The following is a 16,392-nucleotide window of genomic DNA, read 5'->3' as shown; positions in this document are numbered from 1 at the left end:
GGTCTGAAACCGCAAGCAGCATGGTAAGGCGATGTCGAACAGGTTTAAAGCCAATCCGCTATATTTTTTGGAGCTATGTCGAACAAACAGGTAGAATCGGAATAAGCGGCGGTTTTGTCCGGTGTGAAAATGTTTGAATATTAGGATGATTGATGGAACTGATGACTGTTTTGCTGCCTTTGGCGGCGTTGGTGTCGGGCGTGTTGTTTACATGGTTGCTGATGAAGGGCAGGTTTCAGGGCGAGTTTGCCGATTTGAACGCGCAACTGGCGGAAAAGGCGGCAAGATGTGATTTTGTCGAACAGGCACACGCAGAAATTGCATCGGAATTGGCCGTTTTGGACGGGAAATACCGACATTTGCAGGACGAAAATTATGCTTTGGGCAACCGTTTTTCCGCAGCCGAAAAGCAGATTGCCCATTTGCAGGAAAAAGAGGCGGAATCGGTTCGGCTGAAGCAGTCGTATATCGAGTTGCAGGAAAAGGCACAGGGTTTGGCGGTTGAAAACGAACGTTTGGCAACGCAGCTCGGACAGGAACGGAAGGCGTTTGCCGACCAATATGCCTTGGAACGCCAAATCCGCCAAAGAATCGAAACCGATTTGGAAGAAAGCCGCCAAACTGTCCGCGACGTGCAAAACGACCTTGCCGATGTCGGCAACCGTTTTGCCGCAGCCGAAAAACAGATTGCCCATTTGCAGGAAAAAGAGGCGGAAGCGGAGCGGTTGAGGCAGTCGCATACCGAGTTGCAGGAAAAGGCACAGGGTTTGGCGGTTGAAAACGAACGTTTGGCAACGCAAATCGAACAGGAACGCCTTGCTTCTGAAGAGAAGCTGTCCTTGCTGGGCGAGGCGCGCAAAAGTTTGAGCGATCAGTTTCAAAATCTTGCCAACACGATTTTGGAAGAAAAAAGCCGCCGTTTTACCGAGCAGAACCGGGAGCAGCTCCATCAGGTTTTGAACCCGCTAAACGAACGCATCCAAGGTTTCGGCGAGTTGGTCAAGCAAACCTATGATAAAGAATCGCGCGAGCGGCTGACGTTGGAAAACGAATTGAAACGGCTTCAAGGATTGAATGCGCAGCTGCACAGCGAGGCAAAGGCCCTGACCAACGCGCTGACCGGTACGCAGAATAAGGTTCAGGGCAATTGGGGCGAGATGATTCTGGAAACGGTTTTGGAAAATTCCGGCCTTCAGAAAGGGCGGGAATATGTGGTTCAGGCAGCATCCGTCCGAAAAGAGGAAGACGGCGGCACGCGCCGCCTCCAGCCCGACGTTTTGGTCAACCTGCCCGACAACAAGCAGATTGTGATTGACTCCAAGGTCTCGCTGACAGCTTATGTGCGCTACACGCAGGCGGCGGATGCGGATACGGCGGCACGCGAGTTGGCGGCGCATGTCGCCAGCATACGCGCGCATATGAAAGGCTTGTCGCTGAAGGATTACACCGATTTGGAAGGTGTGAACACATTGGATTTCGTCTTTATGTTTATCCCTGTCGAACCGGCCTACCTGTTGGCGTTGCAGAATGACGCTGGCTTGTTCCAAGAGTGTTTCGACAAACGGATTATGCTGGTCGGCCCCAGTACGCTGCTGGCGACTTTGCGGACGGTGGCGAATATTTGGCGCAACGAGCAGCAAAACCAAAACGCGCTGGCGATTGCGGACGAAGGCGGCAAGCTGTACGACAAATTTGTCGGCTTTGTACAGACGCTCGAAAGCGTCGGCAAAGGCATCGATCAGGCGCAAAACAGCTTTCAGACGGCATTTAAGCAACTTGCCGAGGGGCGCGGGAATCTGGTCGGCCGCGCCGAGAAACTGCGTCTGTTGGGCGTGAAGGCAAACAAGCAGCTTGCACGCGATTTGACCGAACGTGCCAATGAAACAACGGCGTTGTCGGAATCTTTGGAATATGTGGCAGAAGATGAAGCAGTCTGACTTGTGCGGAAAAGCTTGTTTCAGCAGGGGCGGGAATGCCGAAAGCGCGGCGTAACTGTACCGGTTCTGATTCGGGGTTGGTTTGAAGTACTTACCAAAGCCTTGTCCGGCGAGGTACACCGGCAAGGCGGCGGTTGCCTGAGCCTTTTGTGTTTCAGACGGCATCAGTGCAGATGATGCCGTCTGAAGACCGTAGGGAAGGCGGTTAGAAAAACGGATTGTGCCGCTTTTCGTGTCCGATGGAAGTCATACGCCCGTGTCCGGCGACAACTTGCACGGTTTCGGGAAGGGTGAATAATTTGTTGCGGATATTATTGATTAAGTCGGCGTGGTTGCCGCGCGGAAAATCGGTTCTGCCTATGGTTTCGTAAAACAGCACGTCGCCCGCAATCAGCAATTCCGCCTCGGCACAATAAAAGACGATATGTCCCGGCGTATGGCCCGGAATATGCAGCACTTGAAAGGCATAGCGTCCGACCGTGAGCGTTTCGCCTTCTTCGAGCCAACGGTTCGGCGCAAAGGCGGGCGAGACGGGAAATCCGTATTGCGCGGTGGTTTGCGGCAGCGATTGGAGCAGGAATTCATCGTCCGGATGCGGCCCGAGGACAGGGACTTTATGCGTTTTCAACATTTCGACCACGCCGCCCGCGTGATCGAGATGGCCGTGCGTCAGCCAGATTGCCGTGAGCGTAAGTTTGCGGTTTGCCAACGCTTGCAGCAGGAACGGCACGTCGCCGCCGACATCGGTCAGGACGGCTTCGCCGCTTTCGTCGTCCCAAATCAGGGTGCAGTTTTGGCGGAAGGGGGTAACGGGGAAGATTTCGTAACGTAGGGTCATCGGCGTGTTCCTAAACGGTTTTTCAGACGGCATCGGGTTTGCCGTTTGTTTTATGGCGGTTTGCCGCCCGTTTTGATATTGGGGGAATCAGATGATTAAGAAGACAATCGGCGGCATCATACCGATTTTTACGGCGGTTTTCATCCCTGCATCAGCAGGCGCGGCGGATTTGATGCTGGCGCAGGAATACAAAGGTCAAGAGATTGCAGGCTGGGCGATGAGCGAGAAACTCGACGGCGTGCGCGCGTATTGGGACGGTAAACATTTAGTCAGCCGGCAAGGATATGTATTTACACCGCCCAAAGGCTTTACCGCGCAGTTTCCGCCTTATCCTTTGGACGGCGAATTGTATAGCGGACGCGGTCAGTTCGAGCAGATTTCCGCTACCGTGCGTTCTGCTTCTTCAGACTGGCGCGGTATCCGCCTGCACGTTTTCGATGTACCCAAGGCGCAGGGCAATCTCTACCAACGTTTGGCAGTCGCAACGCAGTGGCTGAAAACGCATCCGAACGCGCCGATTACCATCATCCCACAAATCAAAGTGCGCGACCGGCAGCACGCGATGGACTTTTTAAAACAAATCGAAGCGCAGGGCGGCGAAGGCGTGATGCTGCGCCAGCCCGAATCCCGTTATAGCGGCGGCAGGAGCAGCCAATTATTGAAGCTGAAAAGCCAATACGACGACGAATGCACGGTAACGCGGCACTATGAGGGCAAAGGGCGAAACGCCGGACGGCTGGGCGCGGTCGGCTGCAAAAACCGACACGGCGAATTCCGCATCGGCAGCGGTTTCAAGGACAAAGACCGCGACAACCCGCCCAAAATCGGCACGCTGATTACCTACCGTTACCGTGGCTTTACGCGGAAAGGCACGCCGAAATTTGCCACATTTGTGCGCGTGCGTACCGACCGCTGAGCAGGACAGTTCAGACGGCATCCGATACTTTGGTTTATAATTTTCCTTTTACCGACCGATTCCGACATATGACCGATTTAGAAACCAAACGCCTTGAAACACAGGCGATGCTTGAAAACGCTGATCTTTTGTTCGACCAAGGCCAATGCCGTGCCGCACTGCAAAAAGTGGCGGACGAGATTACGCGCGATTTGGGCGGCAAATATCCGCTGCTGCTGCCCGTGATGGGCGGCGCGGTGGTGTTTACGGGGCAGTTGCTGCCGCTGTTGCGTTTTCCCTTAGATTTTGATTATGTTCACGTTTCCCGTTACGGCGACAAGCTGGAGGGCGGCGCGTTCAACTGGAAGCGTATGCCCGATGCGGAACAAATCCGGGGCAGGCACGTCGTCGTGCTGGACGATATTTTGGACGAAGGGCATACGATGTCCGCCATTCAAGCCAAACTTTTGGAAATGGGTGCGGCAAGCTGCCGTGCGGCGGTGTTCGCCAACAAGCTGATTGACAAACCCAAGCCTATCCGAGCCGATTATGTCGGACTGGATGTGCCGAACCGTTATGTTTTCGGTTACGGCATGGATGCGGCGGGCTGCTGGCGCAATCTGGGCGAGATTTACGCATTGGACGGAAAATAAGGACGCGATGCCGTCTGAAGGCCTTTCAGACGGCATCGCGCCCATACGCCGGTAGGACAACGAGGAACAGGACGCATAATATGATAGGGCTTTTAATCATCACACACGAAACCATAGGCGAAGCCTACCGCAAGCTGGCACATCATTTTTTTCCGGGCGGACTGCCTGAAAACGTCCGCATACTCGGCGTGCAACCGACGGAAGACCAAGACGACATCATCAACAACGCCATTGCCGCGCTTCAGGAGTTTCCCGACAACGACGGCGTGCTAATTATGACCGATATTTTCGGCGCGACCCCCTGCAATGCAGCCCGCCGCCTCGTGCGCGAAAACAAATCGGCGATTTTGACCGGGCTGAACGCGCCGATGATGGTTAAGGCCGTCCAATATTCGCCGGCGGCGGAAGACCTTGCCGCCTTTACCGAATGCGTCAGGGAGGCGGCGGTAAAAGGCATTTTCGCCATCACGTCCGCGCCCGAAGATTTGGTGTGCCGGCGCAGCGGCGATGCCGTCTGAAGAAGCGGCAGGGCAGGAAAACATTTTAAACGGCGTCTGCTGCCGATATACATAACACGGGAATCGAAATGCTCAAACAATCCATCGAAATCATCAACAAACTCGGACTCCACGCCCGCGCGTCCAACAAGTTCACCCAAACCGCGTCCCAATTCAAAAGCGAAGTCTGGGTTACGAAAAACGACAGCCGCGTCAACGGCAAAAGCATTATGGGGCTGATGATGCTCGCCGCCGCCAAGGGTACGGTCATCGAACTGGAGACGGACGGCGCGGACGAGGCGGAAGCGATGCGCGCCCTGACCGACTTAATCAACGGCTACTTCGGCGAGGGCGAATAATGAGTATCGTGCTGCACGGCGTGGCGGCGGGCAAAGGCATTGCCGTCGGTTGCGCCCACCTGATTGCGCGCGGTACGGAGGAAGTGCCGCAGTATGATGTTGCGGAGGCGGACACCGATGCCGAAGCCGAACGTTTCGATGCCGCCGTCAAAGCCACGCGCAAAGAGTTGGAACAGCTCCGCAGCGCGATTCCCGAAAACGCCCCGACCGAGTTGGGCGCGTTCATCTCGCTGCACCTGATGCTCTTGACCGATGTTACCTTGTCGCGCGAACCCGTCGATATTTTAAGGGAACAAAAAATCAACGCCGAGTGGGCATTGAAGCAGCAGAGCGACAAACTCGCCGCCCAATTCGACAATATGGACGATGCCTATTTGCGCGAACGCAAGCAGGATATGCTGCAAGTCGTCCGCCGCATCCACAACAACCTGATCGGGCAGGGCAACGAGTTGGAAGTTGCCGACAACCTGTTTGACGAAACCGTTCTGATTGCAAACGACCTTTCGCCCGCCGACACGGTTTTGTTTAAAGAGCAGCGCATTGCCGCCTTCGTTACCGATGCCGGCGGCCCCACCGGGCATACGGCGATTTTGGGCAGGAGCTTGGACATCCCGTCCGTCGTCGGGCTGCACAACGCGCGCAAACTGATTACCGAGGGCGAAACGGTCATTGTGGACGGTATCAACGGCGTGTTGATTATCGCGCCGGATGAGTCGGTGTTGAACGAATACCGCCGCCGTGCCCGCGAATACCGCAGCCACAAACGCGATTTGAACAAGCTCAAAAAAACCGCCGCCGCCACCGCTGACGGGGTCTGCATCGAGCTTGTGGGCAATATAGAATCCGCCGAAGACGTGAAACCGCTGCACAACCTCGGCGCAGACGGCATCGGGCTGTTCCGCAGCGAGTTTCTTTACCTGAACCGCGATACGATGCCGTCTGAAGACGAGCAGTACGAAGTGTACAGCGCGATTGTCAAAAAAATGAAAGGCAAAAGCGTAACGATACGGACAGTCGATTTGGGTGTGGACAAAAACCCGCGCTGGTTCGGGAAAAACAGCACGCCCAACGGCAGCCTCAACCCCGCGCTGGGCATGACCGGCATCCGCCTGTGCCTTGCCGAACCGGTCATGTTCCGCACCCAGATGCGCGCCATCCTCCGCGCCGCCGCCCACGGCCCCGTGCGGATGATGTGGCCGATGATTACCTCCGTATCCGAAGTGCGCCAGTGCCTCATCCACCTCGACACCGCGCAACGCCAGCTTGCCGAACGCGGCGATGCCTTCGGTAAAGTCGGCATCGGCTGTATGATTGAAATTCCGTCTGCCGCGCTGACCGTCGGCAGTATTTTGAAACTGGTCGATTTCATCTCCGTCGGTACCAACGACCTGATTCAATACATCTTGTCCGTCGATCGCGGCGACGACAGCGTCAGCCACCTCTACCAGCCCGGCCATCCCGCCGTGCTGAAAATGCTGCAACACGTCATCCGTACCGCCAACCGCATGGACAAAGACGTATCCGTATGCGGCGAGATGGCGGGCGATACCGCGTTTACCCGCGTTTTATTGGGTATGGGGCTGCGCCGTTTTTCCATGAACCCCAACAACATCCTGCCCGTCAAAAACATCATTCTGCACAGCAATGTCGGACAGCTCGAAAGCGATATTGTGAAAGTCATCCGCTGCGAAGACGAAGAGAAGTCGGAAAAGCTGATCAAACAGATGAACAGCGTGTCTGTCGAGGAAGAAGCCGACTTCAAGGGGCGGAAATAAATACGGCAGGTAAAAAATAGAAATACTTAACAATGCCCGCAATCTGAAATTTTGCCATTCTTGCAAAATAGAAAACCGAAACAGAAACCCAAAATCGGCCATTCCCTCAAAAACAGAAAACCAAAATCAGAAACCTAAAATCCGTCATTCCCGCGCAGGCGGGAATCTAGGTCTGTCGGTGCGGAAACTTATCGGGTAAAACGGTTTCTTGAGATTTTACGTTCTAGATTCCCGCCTGCGCGGGAATGACGATGAAAAGATTGTTGTCGCTTCGGATAAATTTTTGCCGTGTTGGGTTCTAGATTCCCGCTTTTGCGGGAATGACGGCAGGGTGGTTTCTGTTGTTTCGGATAAATTTTGCAGCCCTGATAAAAAATATGGCTGCTTTGGTAAAAAAATGCCGTCTGAAAGGTTTTCAGACGGCATTTTGTTTTTAAGAAGCATCAGCGGAAGCGGACGATTTCCCTGTCTTCGATATGGATGCGTACCGTATCGTTTCCCGATATTTCACCGGCGTGCGGCATATCGAGGTTCAGCCACAGGATGCCGTGTTCCGGATGGAGGACGGACAGGCTGAACGATTCGGGCAAACAGGTACGGGATAATACGCGGCACTCCATGCCGTCTTGGTCGAAACGCACCGCATGTTGCGGAATATGGCGGTCATCGTCGGTATTGGGCAGCCCCATCAGATGGGCGACCTGCACGCCGGCAGGCGTTTGAACCAAGGTTTCGGGCGTACCGCATTGAAGGATTTTCCCCTCGTGCATGACGGCGATTTCGTCTGCCGCCGTGCAGGCCTCTTCGGGCGAATGCGTTACCAAAACGGCAGGGATGCCGCCCTTGCGGATACGTTCGGCAGTCATGCGGCGCAGCCGGTCGCGCAAATGCGTGTCCAAACTGGAAAACGATTCGTCCAACAGCAGCAGGGAAGGGCGGACAACCAAAGCGCGCGCCAGTGCCAACCGTTGCTTTTCGCCTCCGGAAAGTTTTTCAGGCTTGCGGTGCGCCTCGTTTTCCAGTCCGACTTCGGCAAGTGCCGCCATGGCGAGGCTTTCGGCTTCGGCTTTCGGCATTTTTTGCATTTTCAAACCGAATGCCGCATTTTCCAGTGCACTCATATGGGGAAACAGCGCGTAATCTTGAAACATCAGCGAAATACGGCGTTTTTCGGGCGGCATACGGGTAATGTTTTCCCCATTCAGCCATATTTCCCCGCCGTCCGGCCGGACGATGCCCGCAATCATATTCAGCAGGGTGGATTTGCCGCAGCCCGACCGCCCCAAAACGGCGAGTATTTTGCCGCGCCCGACAGTCAGGCAGATATCGTCGGCAACCGTTTTGCCGCCGAAGCGTTTGCAGAGTCCGTTCAGTTCAAGCATGGCGCATCCTATAAACGTATGCCGTCCAGCCACTCGGACAGCGGATGGGCGGCATCAATCAGACCGTAACGGCAAAACGCGTCCAGCGTAACCAGTTGCGCGTCGTGCATCATGTTTCCCGACAACATGGCAGCCAACAGACCGCCGATGTCCATTTTCTCAAAACCCGCCACTTCGCCATCCTGATTTTCAGGCAGGAAGGTTTCGGGCAGGACGGCATCGAATACATACAGGATTTCATTGTGCACACCCCGGCTGACGGGGCGCAGGCTGTGCAGCTGCGATACCGGGCGGATGAGCGGAAGCAGCGTTTTATCCAAACCGGCTTCTTCGCTGCTTTCGCGACACACGGTTTCAGACGGCAATTCACCGCTGGAAACACCGCCGGCGGCAGTATTGTCGAGTTTGTCGGGATCGACTGCTTTGTGCGGACTGCGCCTGCCTATCCAGAAATGCCATCGGCCGTCCGATTCGACCAAACCGTTGAGATGGACGGCGCGGCTGAGCAGTCCGAACGGACGGAAAGCGGCGCGTTCGAGCGCGAACAAGGGATTGCTGCCGCCGTCGGTCAGGTCGAAACACTCGTCGCGCCAGCCGTGAAGCAGTCCCGCTTCTTTCCATATTCGGGCGAGGTGCTGCAAGCGTCTGCCCATATCTGGCCAGCCGTCCGCATTCAGGAAAATGCCGTCTGAAGACTCCGAGCAGCCTGCCTCCCAGTCTTTTTTGACGCGCTCCGCCCATTCCGGCGACAGATTGCCCAAAGGCAGACCGTTCAGATACAGCGTTTTCCAGCAACTTTCCGCACCGTAACTTGCCTTTGCCCACTCGAATAGGGCATCAAGGTCGTGTTTGCTGACGGATTCGGTAAAACGGACGGTCGGCATAGTCGGCTTTCTTGAACATAATGCGGAAGATTGTAATCAAACCGCCTGAATTTGCAACTGCAAACAGACGGCGGGCTGCCGTTCCGATATTGCGGCAGGAAGGAAAATCCGGCAAAAAACGGAGGCGGCAGGAAACAGGCAAAACAAAACCCCTCGGCATTGAACCGAGGGGTTTGATATTTGGTTGCGGGAGCAGGATTCGAACCTACGACCTTCGGGTTATGAGCCCGACGAGCTACCATGCTGCTCCATCCCGCGTCAGAAGATGAAACTATACGGCAGATTTTTTATGTTGTCAAACATTACTTCCGCGAAAAATCATAAAATTTTGCCGTCCGTCGGTTTATGCCTGATTTGAAATATTATTTTCTTTACAAAAATCCAAGCCCGTGTTTTAATTTTGCCCAACATCGAAACAGGGGTGCTGCCTGATGTTCAGGCGGCTGAGAAATACCCTTTACACCCGATCGGGATAATACCTGCGTGGGGAGTTTTCACGGATTCTGCCTTTCAGACGGCATCGGTTTTCAAATGCCGTCTGAAAACGCGAAACGCTCCTGTTTCTTTATTTTAAACGAGAAAACAGGAGCATTTTTTATGACTACGCCAAAAAAAACTGCCAAAACTTCCGGCAACGAAGCGCGCGAACTTGCCGACTTGAGCGAAGACATCGGTATCCGCTTCAAATATCCGAACTCGGAACGCGTGTATCTGCAAGGCAGCCGCGACGACATCCGCGTGCCTTTGCGTGAAATCCGTCAGGACGACACCTATACGGCGCAAGGCGCGGAAGCCAACCCGCCGATTCCCGTCTATGACACCAGCGGCGTGTACGGCGACCCGGCGGCACACATCGACCTGAAACAAGGTCTGCCCCATATCCGCACGGCGTGGCTGGACGAACGCGGCGATACCGAAATCCTGCCCAAGCTCTCCAGCGAATACGGCATCGAACGCGCACACGATCCGAAAACCGCCCATCTGCGTTTCAACCAAATTACCCGCCCGCGCCGCGCCAAAGCAGGACGTAACGTTACCCAGCTCCATTACGCCCGCCAAGGCATCATCACGCCGGAAATGGAGTTTGTCGCCATACGCGAACGTTTAAAATTAGACGAATTGTCCCAAAAACCGGAATACGCCAAGCTCTTGAAACAGCACGCAGGGCAAAGTTTCGGCGCGAATATCCCGACCCATCCCGACCAAATCACGCCTGAATTCGTGCGCCGAGAAATTGCCGCCGGACGCGCGATTATCCCCGCCAACATCAACCACCCCGAACTCGAACCGATGATTATCGGCCGCAACTTCCGCGTCAAAATCAACGGCAACTTGGGCAATTCCGCCGTCACTTCCAGTCTGACCGAAGAAGTCGAAAAAATGGTGTGGTCGCTGCGTTGGGGCGCGGACACAATTATGGACTTATCCACAGGCGCGCACATCCATGAAACGCGCGAATGGATTATCCGCAACGCGCCCGTCCCCATCGGCACCGTGCCTATTTATCAGGCTTTGGAAAAAACCGGCGGCATTGCCGAAGATTTGACTTGGGATTTGTTCCGCGACACCTTAATCGAGCAGGCGGAACAAGGCGTGGACTATTTCACCATACACGCGGGCGTGTTGCTGCGTTATGTACCGATGACCGCCAACCGCCTCACCGGCATCGTCTCGCGCGGCGGTTCGATTATGGCGAAATGGTGTTTGGCACATCATCGGGAAAACTTCCTTTACACGCATTTCGACGAAATCTGCGAAATCATGAAAGCGTATGATGTGTCGTTCAGCCTCGGCGACGGCCTGCGCCCCGGCTGCATTGCCGATGCCAACGACGAATCCCAATTCGCCGAGCTGCACACCTTGGGCGAATTGACCGATAAAGCGTGGAAACATGACGTACAAGTCATGATCGAAGGCCCCGGCCATGTGCCGCTGCAACGCGTCAAAGAAAACATGACCGAAGAGCTGCAACACTGCTTTGAAGCACCTTTTTACACACTCGGCCCGCTCGTTACCGACATCGCACCCGGCTACGACCACATCACCTCGGGCATAGGCGCGGCCAATATCGGCTGGTACGGCACGGCGATGCTTTGTTACGTTACCCCCAAAGAACATTTGGGGCTGCCCGACAAAGAAGACGTGCGCACCGGCATCATCACCTACAAACTCGCCGCCCACGCCGCCGATCTCGCCAAAGGCTGGCCGGGCGCACAATTACGTGACAACGCTCTGAGCAAGGCGCGTTTCGAGTTCCGTTGGCGCGACCAATTTCGCTTAAGCCTCGACCCTGAACGTGCCGAAAGCTTCCACGACGAAACCCTGCCTGCCGAAGGCGCGAAAATCGCCCACTTCTGCTCAATGTGCGGCCCCAAATTCTGCTCGATGAAAATCACGCAGGAAGTGCGCGACTACGCCGACAAGCAAAAAGCCCAACGGCAGGGCATGGAGGAAAAAGCGGTCGAGTTCGTCAAAAAAGGCGCGAAGATTTACAGTTGAAACGTCAAGCAAAAAATGCCGTCTGAAACCCGGAAAAAAGGCTTCAGACGGTATTCTTTCGCTTGTGAAAATATAGTGGATTAACAAAAATCAGGACAAGGAGACGAAGCCGCAGACAGTACAAATAGTACGGAACCGATTCACTTGGTGCTTCAGCACCTTAGAGAATCGTTCTCTTTGAGCTAAGGCGAGGCAACGCCGTACTGGTTTTTGTTAATCCACTATAATTTTTAAAATTTTTATATTCACATAGATGGGGATGATGGGATTTAGGGTTCTGATTTTGTTTTTGAGAGAATGAAGGAATTTGAGATTGTGGGCGATTATCGGGAAAAATAGAATCTTTCCGCCGTCATTCCCGCGCAGGCGGGAATCTAGACATTCAATGCTAAGGCAATTTATCGGGAATGACTGAAACTCAAAAAAACTAGATTCCCACTTTCGTGGGAATGACGGCAGAGCGGATTCTGTTGCTCCCGATAAATGCCGCAACCTCAAATCCCGTCATTCCCGCGCAGGCGGGAATCTAGGTCTGTCGGTGCGGAAACTTATCGGGTAAAACGGTTTCTTGAGATTTTACGTTCTAGATTCCCACTTTCGTAGGAATGACGGAATGTAGGTTCGTAGGAATGACGGAATGTAGGTTCGTAGGAATGACGTGGTGCAGGTTTCCGTATGGATGGATTCGTCATTCCCGCGCAGGCGGGAATCTAGGTCTGTCGGTGCGGAAACTTATCGGGCAAAACGATTTCTTGAGATTTTGCGTCCTAGATTCCCACTTTCGTGGGAATGACGGCAGAGCGGATTCTGTTGCTCCCGATAAATGCCGCAACCTCAAATCCCGTCATTCCCGCGCAGGCGGGAATCTAGGTCTGTCGGCACAGAAACTTATCGGGTAAAACGGTTTCTTGAGATTTTACGTTCTGAATTCCCACTTTCGTGGGAATGACGGGATTAAAGTTTCAAAATTTATTCTAAATAGCTGAAACTCAACGCACTAGATTCCCGCCTGCGCGGGAATGACGAATTTCAGGTTGCTGTTTTTGGTTTTCTGTTTTTGTGAAAATAACAGGATTTTAGCTTGTGGGTATTTACCGGAAAAAACAGAAACCGCTCCGCCGTCATTCCCGCGCAGGCGGGAATCTAGGTCTGTCGGCACGGAAACTTATCGGGTAAAACGGTTTCTTGAGATTTTACGTTCTGGATTCCCACTTTCGTGGGAATGACGGAATGTAGGTTCGTGGGAATGACGTGGTGCAGGTTTCCGTACGGATGGATTCGTCATTCCCGCGCAGGCGGGAATCTAGACATTCAATGCTAAGGCAATTTATCGGGAATGACTGAAACTCAAAAAACTAGATTCCCACTTTCGTGGGAATGACGGAATGTAGGTTCGTAGGAATGACGTGATGCAGGTTTCCGTATGGATGGATTCGTCATTCCCGCGCAGGCGGGAATCTAGGTCTGTCGGTGCGGAAACTTATCGGATAAAACGGTTTCTTGAGATTTTACGTTCTGGATTCCCACTTTCGTGGGAATGACGGGATTAAAGTTTCAAAATTTATTCTAAATAGCTGAAACTCAACGCACTAGATTCCCGCCTGCGCGGGAATGACGGCATATTTTGACATTGAATAAAAAAGACTAAAAACAGAAAACAGCCAAACAGAAAACAGCGAAACAGAAAAAAGCCAAACAGAAAAAAGCCAAACAGAAAAAAGCCAAACAGAAAAAAGCCAAACAGAAAAAAGCCAAACAGAAAAAAGCCAAACAGAAAAAAGCCAAACAGAAAAAAGCCAAACAGAAAAAAGCCAAACAGAAAAAAGCCAAACAGAAAAAAGCCTGTCTGGCGACAGGCTTTTTGTTGATACCAATCTTTGCAGATTAGAATTTGTGGCGCAGACCGACACCGCCGGCAGTCGCTACGAATTTGTTTTCGCCTTTGCCTTCTTGCAACCAACCGGCAGAAACCAAGGCAGAAGTGCGTTTGGAGAAGTCGTATTCCGCACCGACAACCACTTGGTCGTAAGTATTGTCGCGTTTTGCATCATCAACCGAGCCTTTGAAGCCGTGGGCGTAAGAAACGCGGGGCGTTACGTTGCCGAAGCGGTATGCCAAGGTAGCGGCAACTTCGGTTTGAGAGTTGTGCGAATTGTCTTCAACCAGTTTCGCGTCTTGTTGCTGTACGGCTACGGAAGCGTATAGGGCATCATTGTCGTAACCGCTGACCAAACGGTGAATCTGGTATTTCTCAATCTTCACGTCATCCACATCCTGATGTCTTTTATAGGCACCGCCATATTGCACGAAGAAGCCGCCGTTTTTGTAGTTGAAGCCGGCGTGGTAAGATTCGCTGTTATGTCTGCCTACATTGTCGTTAAGCGCGTATTGTACGCTGCCGCTGAGGCCGGCAAATTCGGGAGAATCGTAGCGTACGGAAATGAGGCGTGCTTCGGGTTCGGCAATTTTGTTTACACCCAAATAGTCGCTTTTGCTATCCCAAGGATTGATGTCGCCGGTGTCTTTCAGGACGCTGTTCAAACGGCCGACGCGCAATTTACCGAAGCCGCCTTTCAAGCCGATGAAGGATTGGCGGTTGCCCCAACCGGAGTCAGTGCCGGCGATAGATGCCTTTTGCTCAACCTGCCAAATGGCTTTCAGGCCGTTACCGAGGTCTTCTTGGCCTTTGAAGCCGATTTTCGAACCCAAATCAACGATGCCGGTACCGGTTTCAACGCTAACCACCTGACCTCCATTGTGTTCTACAGAGCGGGAAGTTTCTACGCCGGTTTTGATGGTGCCGTACAGGGTAACGTCAGCCATTGCTGCAACAGGAAGGGCTGCCAAAGTCAGGGCAATCAGGGATTTTTTCATTGCTGTATTCCTTTTTTGGTTAAGAAATTTAAGCAGGCCGGGCTTTCCAAGCCGCTTAGCTTTGCATTTACCGCCGAGGGGCTCGGCGATTACATGTCTGAAACTATAGATGTTCCTGTCTGAAAAAACAAACTTCTGCCTGTTTTTGTGTGGAATTCGATGTGCATTTTGAAGGACGGATAGAGATATTATGGGTATTTTTTGTTTTATAACATATGGTTATTTAAATTTTTTAAGATTTGCATTTTTACAACACTTACTCGGGAGGGTATTGGAGGGCATTGCAAACCGGGGGTTATAAAGACGGCAAAAAACGCACACGCGGTTTCTTTCGGAACGGGCGGATGCAAAACCCGCCCCTGCGGCAGGAGATAGTGGATTAACAAAAATCAGGACAAGGCGACGAAGCCGCAGACAGTACAAATAGTACGGAACCGATTCACTTGGTGCTTCAGCACCTTAGAGAATCGTTCTCTTTGAGCTAAGGCGAGGCAACGCTAACCGTCATTCCCGCCACTTTTCGTCATTCCCGCTCAGGCGGGAATCTAGAATCTCGGACTTTCAGATAATCTTTGAATATTGCTGTTGTTCTAAGGTCTAGATTCCCGCCTGCGCGGGAATGACGAATCCATCCGCACGGAAACCTATATCCCGTCATTCCTACGAACCTACATCCCGTCATTCCCTCAAAAACAGAAAACCAAAATTAGAAACCTAAAATCCCGTCATTCCCGCGCAGGCGGGAATCCAAACTTGTCCGCACGGAAACTTATCGGATAAAACGGTTTCTTAGATTCCACGTTCTAGATTCCCGCCTGCGCGGGAATGACGAATCCATCCGCACGGAAACCTATATCCCGTCATTCTTACGAACCTACATCCCGTCATTCCCTCAAAAACAGAAAACCAAAATTAGAAACCTAAAATCCCGTCATTCCCGCGCAGGCGGGAATCTAGGTCTGTCGGTGCGGAAACTTATCGGGTAAAACGGTTTCTTTAGATTCCACGTTCTAGATTCCCGCCTGCGCGGGAATGACGGCTGCAGATGCCCGACGGTCTTTATAGTGGATTAACAAAAATCAGGACAAGGCGACGAAGCCGCAGACAGTACAAATAGTACGGAACCGATTCACTTGGTGCTTCAGCACCTTAGAGAATCGTTCTCTTTGAGCTAAGGCGAGGCAACACCGTACTGGTTTAAAGTTAATCCACTATAATGAACACAATCAATTCAGACTATTCAATCAGGCAAACATCTCCTGCAATACTGCAAACAGTTTTTCAGCCGTACTGTTGTCTAAATTTCCAAGATGTTTGACCAATCCGGCTTTATCCACAGCCCTAATCTGTTCGGGCAAAAGCAAACCGTCTTTATCCTGAAAGCGGACATTGACGCGGAACGGGGCAGGACGGCTTCCGCTCGTCATGGGAACGATCAGCACAGTCTTGAGATAGTTGTGTATTTCAGGAGGAGATACTACGACACAAGGACGTGTCTTTTTGATTTCGCTTCCTACGGTCGGGTCTAAGGAGACTAGATAGATTCCGCCGCGTACTACCATATCCATTCTTTATCCGCTTCGTTTTCAATTTCGGAAAAAAAATGCTCCTGCTCGGTTTCGACAAGCATTGCGGCAGCTTCTGCCCATCCCCTGCGAACGGTAGGACAGCTTAAAATAATATTGCCCTTTTCAACTGTAACAGCCAAGCTGTCCACTGCCCCTATTTGACCCAATAATGATTTGGGCAGAATCACGCCTTGCGAGTTTCCCATTTTGCGTATGTTGAGAATCATATAC

Annotated in this window: 14 protein-coding genes, 1 tRNA gene and 1 riboswitch; of the genes, 7 read left to right on the top strand and 8 right to left on the bottom strand. The window is 52.7% G+C overall.

What is annotated here, in order from left to right:
* Window positions 1–152: 152 nt before the first annotated feature.
* Window positions 153–1,937 (top strand): DNA recombination protein RmuC, encoded by a 1,785-nt coding sequence (locus tag IUJ45_RS05735; protein WP_002237387.1) that lies wholly within the window; start codon window positions 153–155, stop codon window positions 1,935–1,937.
* A 205-nt stretch (window positions 1,938–2,142) separates the two neighbouring features.
* Here IUJ45_RS05735 and IUJ45_RS05730 read toward each other — a convergent pair whose 3' ends face one another.
* Window positions 2,143–2,775, bottom strand: coding sequence for an MBL fold metallo-hydrolase (locus IUJ45_RS05730; protein ID WP_002218182.1), 633 nt, complete (start codon window positions 2,773–2,775; stop codon window positions 2,143–2,145).
* A 91-nt stretch (window positions 2,776–2,866) separates the two neighbouring features.
* Here IUJ45_RS05730 and IUJ45_RS05725 point away from each other — a divergent pair, with 91 nt between their 5' ends.
* From IUJ45_RS05725 to ptsP, 5 genes are all read left to right on the top strand, one after another.
* Entirely contained in the window at window positions 2,867–3,691 is an 825-nt protein-coding gene (locus IUJ45_RS05725) for a DNA ligase (RefSeq protein ID WP_002249493.1), read from the top strand.
* 68 nt (window positions 3,692–3,759) lie between these two features.
* Window positions 3,760–4,323: a hypoxanthine-guanine phosphoribosyltransferase gene (locus IUJ45_RS05720; RefSeq protein WP_002218180.1), complete on the top strand. Its 564-nt coding sequence runs from the start codon at window positions 3,760–3,762 to the stop codon at window positions 4,321–4,323.
* Between the two features lie 80 nt (window positions 4,324–4,403).
* Window positions 4,404–4,841, top strand: coding sequence for a PTS sugar transporter subunit IIA (locus IUJ45_RS05715; RefSeq protein ID WP_002214994.1), 438 nt, complete (start codon window positions 4,404–4,406; stop codon window positions 4,839–4,841).
* A 68-nt stretch (window positions 4,842–4,909) separates the two neighbouring features.
* Window positions 4,910–5,179 (top strand): HPr family phosphocarrier protein, encoded by a 270-nt coding sequence (locus IUJ45_RS05710; RefSeq protein WP_002218178.1) that lies wholly within the window; start codon window positions 4,910–4,912, stop codon window positions 5,177–5,179.
* On the top strand, window positions 5,179–6,954 hold the full coding sequence (gene ptsP / locus IUJ45_RS05705) for a phosphoenolpyruvate--protein phosphotransferase (RefSeq protein WP_002237386.1): 1,776 nt from the start codon (window positions 5,179–5,181) through the stop codon (window positions 6,952–6,954). Before IUJ45_RS05710 ends, ptsP begins: the two co-directional genes overlap by 1 nt.
* A 216-nt stretch (window positions 6,955–7,170) precedes the next feature.
* On the opposite strand, the gene IUJ45_RS05700 is transcribed toward ptsP, so the two are convergent.
* The 4 genes from IUJ45_RS05700 to IUJ45_RS05685 form a co-directional block, all read right to left on the bottom strand.
* On the bottom strand, window positions 7,171–7,380 hold the full coding sequence (locus tag IUJ45_RS05700; protein WP_153559634.1) for a hypothetical protein: 210 nt from the start codon (window positions 7,378–7,380) through the stop codon (window positions 7,171–7,173).
* Window positions 7,381–7,397: 17 nt separating this feature from the next.
* Window positions 7,398–8,336, bottom strand: a complete 939-nt coding sequence (locus tag IUJ45_RS05695; RefSeq protein ID WP_002247176.1) for an ABC transporter ATP-binding protein — start codon at window positions 8,334–8,336, stop codon at window positions 7,398–7,400.
* Between the two features lie 8 nt (window positions 8,337–8,344).
* Window positions 8,345–9,220, bottom strand: coding sequence for an NUDIX hydrolase (locus tag IUJ45_RS05690; RefSeq protein ID WP_002247183.1), 876 nt, complete (start codon window positions 9,218–9,220; stop codon window positions 8,345–8,347).
* Window positions 9,221–9,401: 181 nt separating this feature from the next.
* Window positions 9,402–9,478: transfer RNA gene (locus IUJ45_RS05685), tRNA-Met, on the bottom strand.
* Window positions 9,479–9,627: 149 nt separating this feature from the next.
* A riboswitch (TPP riboswitch) is annotated at window positions 9,628–9,727 on the top strand.
* A gap of 90 nt (window positions 9,728–9,817) precedes the next feature.
* On the opposite strand from IUJ45_RS05685, the gene thiC reads away from it, so the two are divergent.
* Window positions 9,818–11,719 carry a phosphomethylpyrimidine synthase ThiC gene (gene thiC / locus IUJ45_RS05680; protein ID WP_002247177.1) on the top strand — a complete coding sequence of 634 codons (1,902 nt, stop codon included), beginning with the start codon at window positions 9,818–9,820 and terminating at the stop codon, window positions 11,717–11,719.
* Window positions 11,720–13,603: 1,884 nt separating this feature from the next.
* On the opposite strand, the gene porB is transcribed toward thiC, so the two are convergent.
* The 3 genes from porB to IUJ45_RS05665 all read right to left on the bottom strand — a co-directional run bounded on the left by porB (window position 13,604) and on the right by IUJ45_RS05665 (window position 16,388).
* Window positions 13,604–14,593, bottom strand: a complete 990-nt coding sequence (porB, locus tag IUJ45_RS05675) for a trimeric porin PorB (protein ID WP_002247187.1) — start codon at window positions 14,591–14,593, stop codon at window positions 13,604–13,606.
* A 1,244-nt stretch (window positions 14,594–15,837) separates the two neighbouring features.
* Window positions 15,838–16,161 carry a type II toxin-antitoxin system PemK/MazF family toxin gene (locus IUJ45_RS05670; protein ID WP_002214977.1) on the bottom strand — a complete coding sequence of 108 codons (324 nt, stop codon included), beginning with the start codon at window positions 16,159–16,161 and terminating at the stop codon, window positions 15,838–15,840.
* Window positions 16,149–16,388, bottom strand: a complete 240-nt coding sequence (locus IUJ45_RS05665) for an AbrB/MazE/SpoVT family DNA-binding domain-containing protein (RefSeq protein WP_002218169.1) — start codon at window positions 16,386–16,388, stop codon at window positions 16,149–16,151. The genes IUJ45_RS05670 and IUJ45_RS05665 overlap by 13 nt, the downstream gene beginning before the upstream one ends.
* Window positions 16,389–16,392: the final 4 nt, after the last annotated feature.

It is taken from the genome of Neisseria meningitidis (genome assembly GCF_022869645.1).
GTDB lineage: Bacteria > Pseudomonadota > Gammaproteobacteria > Burkholderiales > Neisseriaceae > Neisseria > Neisseria meningitidis.
Note: the sequence above shows the minus strand (reverse complement) of the source record. Positions and strands in the feature narration are given on the sequence as shown.

Excerpts from the sequence above, each read along its gene's own strand:
- IUJ45_RS05735 (WP_002237387.1), top strand. The coding sequence starts at position 153 with ATGGAACTGATGACTGTTTTGCTGCCTTTGGCGGCGTTGGTGTCGGGC.
- IUJ45_RS05730 (WP_002218182.1), bottom strand. The coding sequence starts at position 2,775 with ATGACCCTACGTTACGAAATCTTCCCCGTTACCCCCTTCCGCCAAAAC.
- IUJ45_RS05725 (WP_002249493.1), top strand. The coding sequence starts at position 2,867 with ATGATTAAGAAGACAATCGGCGGCATCATACCGATTTTTACGGCGGTT.
- IUJ45_RS05720 (WP_002218180.1), top strand. The coding sequence starts at position 3,760 with ATGACCGATTTAGAAACCAAACGCCTTGAAACACAGGCGATGCTTGAA.
- IUJ45_RS05715 (WP_002214994.1), top strand. The coding sequence starts at position 4,404 with ATGATAGGGCTTTTAATCATCACACACGAAACCATAGGCGAAGCCTAC.
- IUJ45_RS05710 (WP_002218178.1), top strand. The coding sequence starts at position 4,910 with ATGCTCAAACAATCCATCGAAATCATCAACAAACTCGGACTCCACGCC.
- ptsP (WP_002237386.1), top strand. The coding sequence starts at position 5,179 with ATGAGTATCGTGCTGCACGGCGTGGCGGCGGGCAAAGGCATTGCCGTC.
- IUJ45_RS05700 (WP_153559634.1), bottom strand. The coding sequence starts at position 7,380 with ATGCCGTCTGAAAACCTTTCAGACGGCATTTTTTTACCAAAGCAGCCA.
- IUJ45_RS05695 (WP_002247176.1), bottom strand. The coding sequence starts at position 8,336 with ATGCTTGAACTGAACGGACTCTGCAAACGCTTCGGCGGCAAAACGGTT.
- IUJ45_RS05690 (WP_002247183.1), bottom strand. The coding sequence starts at position 9,220 with ATGCCGACCGTCCGTTTTACCGAATCCGTCAGCAAACACGACCTTGAT.
- thiC (WP_002247177.1), top strand. The coding sequence starts at position 9,818 with ATGACTACGCCAAAAAAAACTGCCAAAACTTCCGGCAACGAAGCGCGC.
- porB (WP_002247187.1), bottom strand. The coding sequence starts at position 14,593 with ATGAAAAAATCCCTGATTGCCCTGACTTTGGCAGCCCTTCCTGTTGCA.
- IUJ45_RS05670 (WP_002214977.1), bottom strand. The coding sequence starts at position 16,161 with ATGGATATGGTAGTACGCGGCGGAATCTATCTAGTCTCCTTAGACCCG.
- IUJ45_RS05665 (WP_002218169.1), bottom strand. The coding sequence starts at position 16,388 with ATGATTCTCAACATACGCAAAATGGGAAACTCGCAAGGCGTGATTCTG.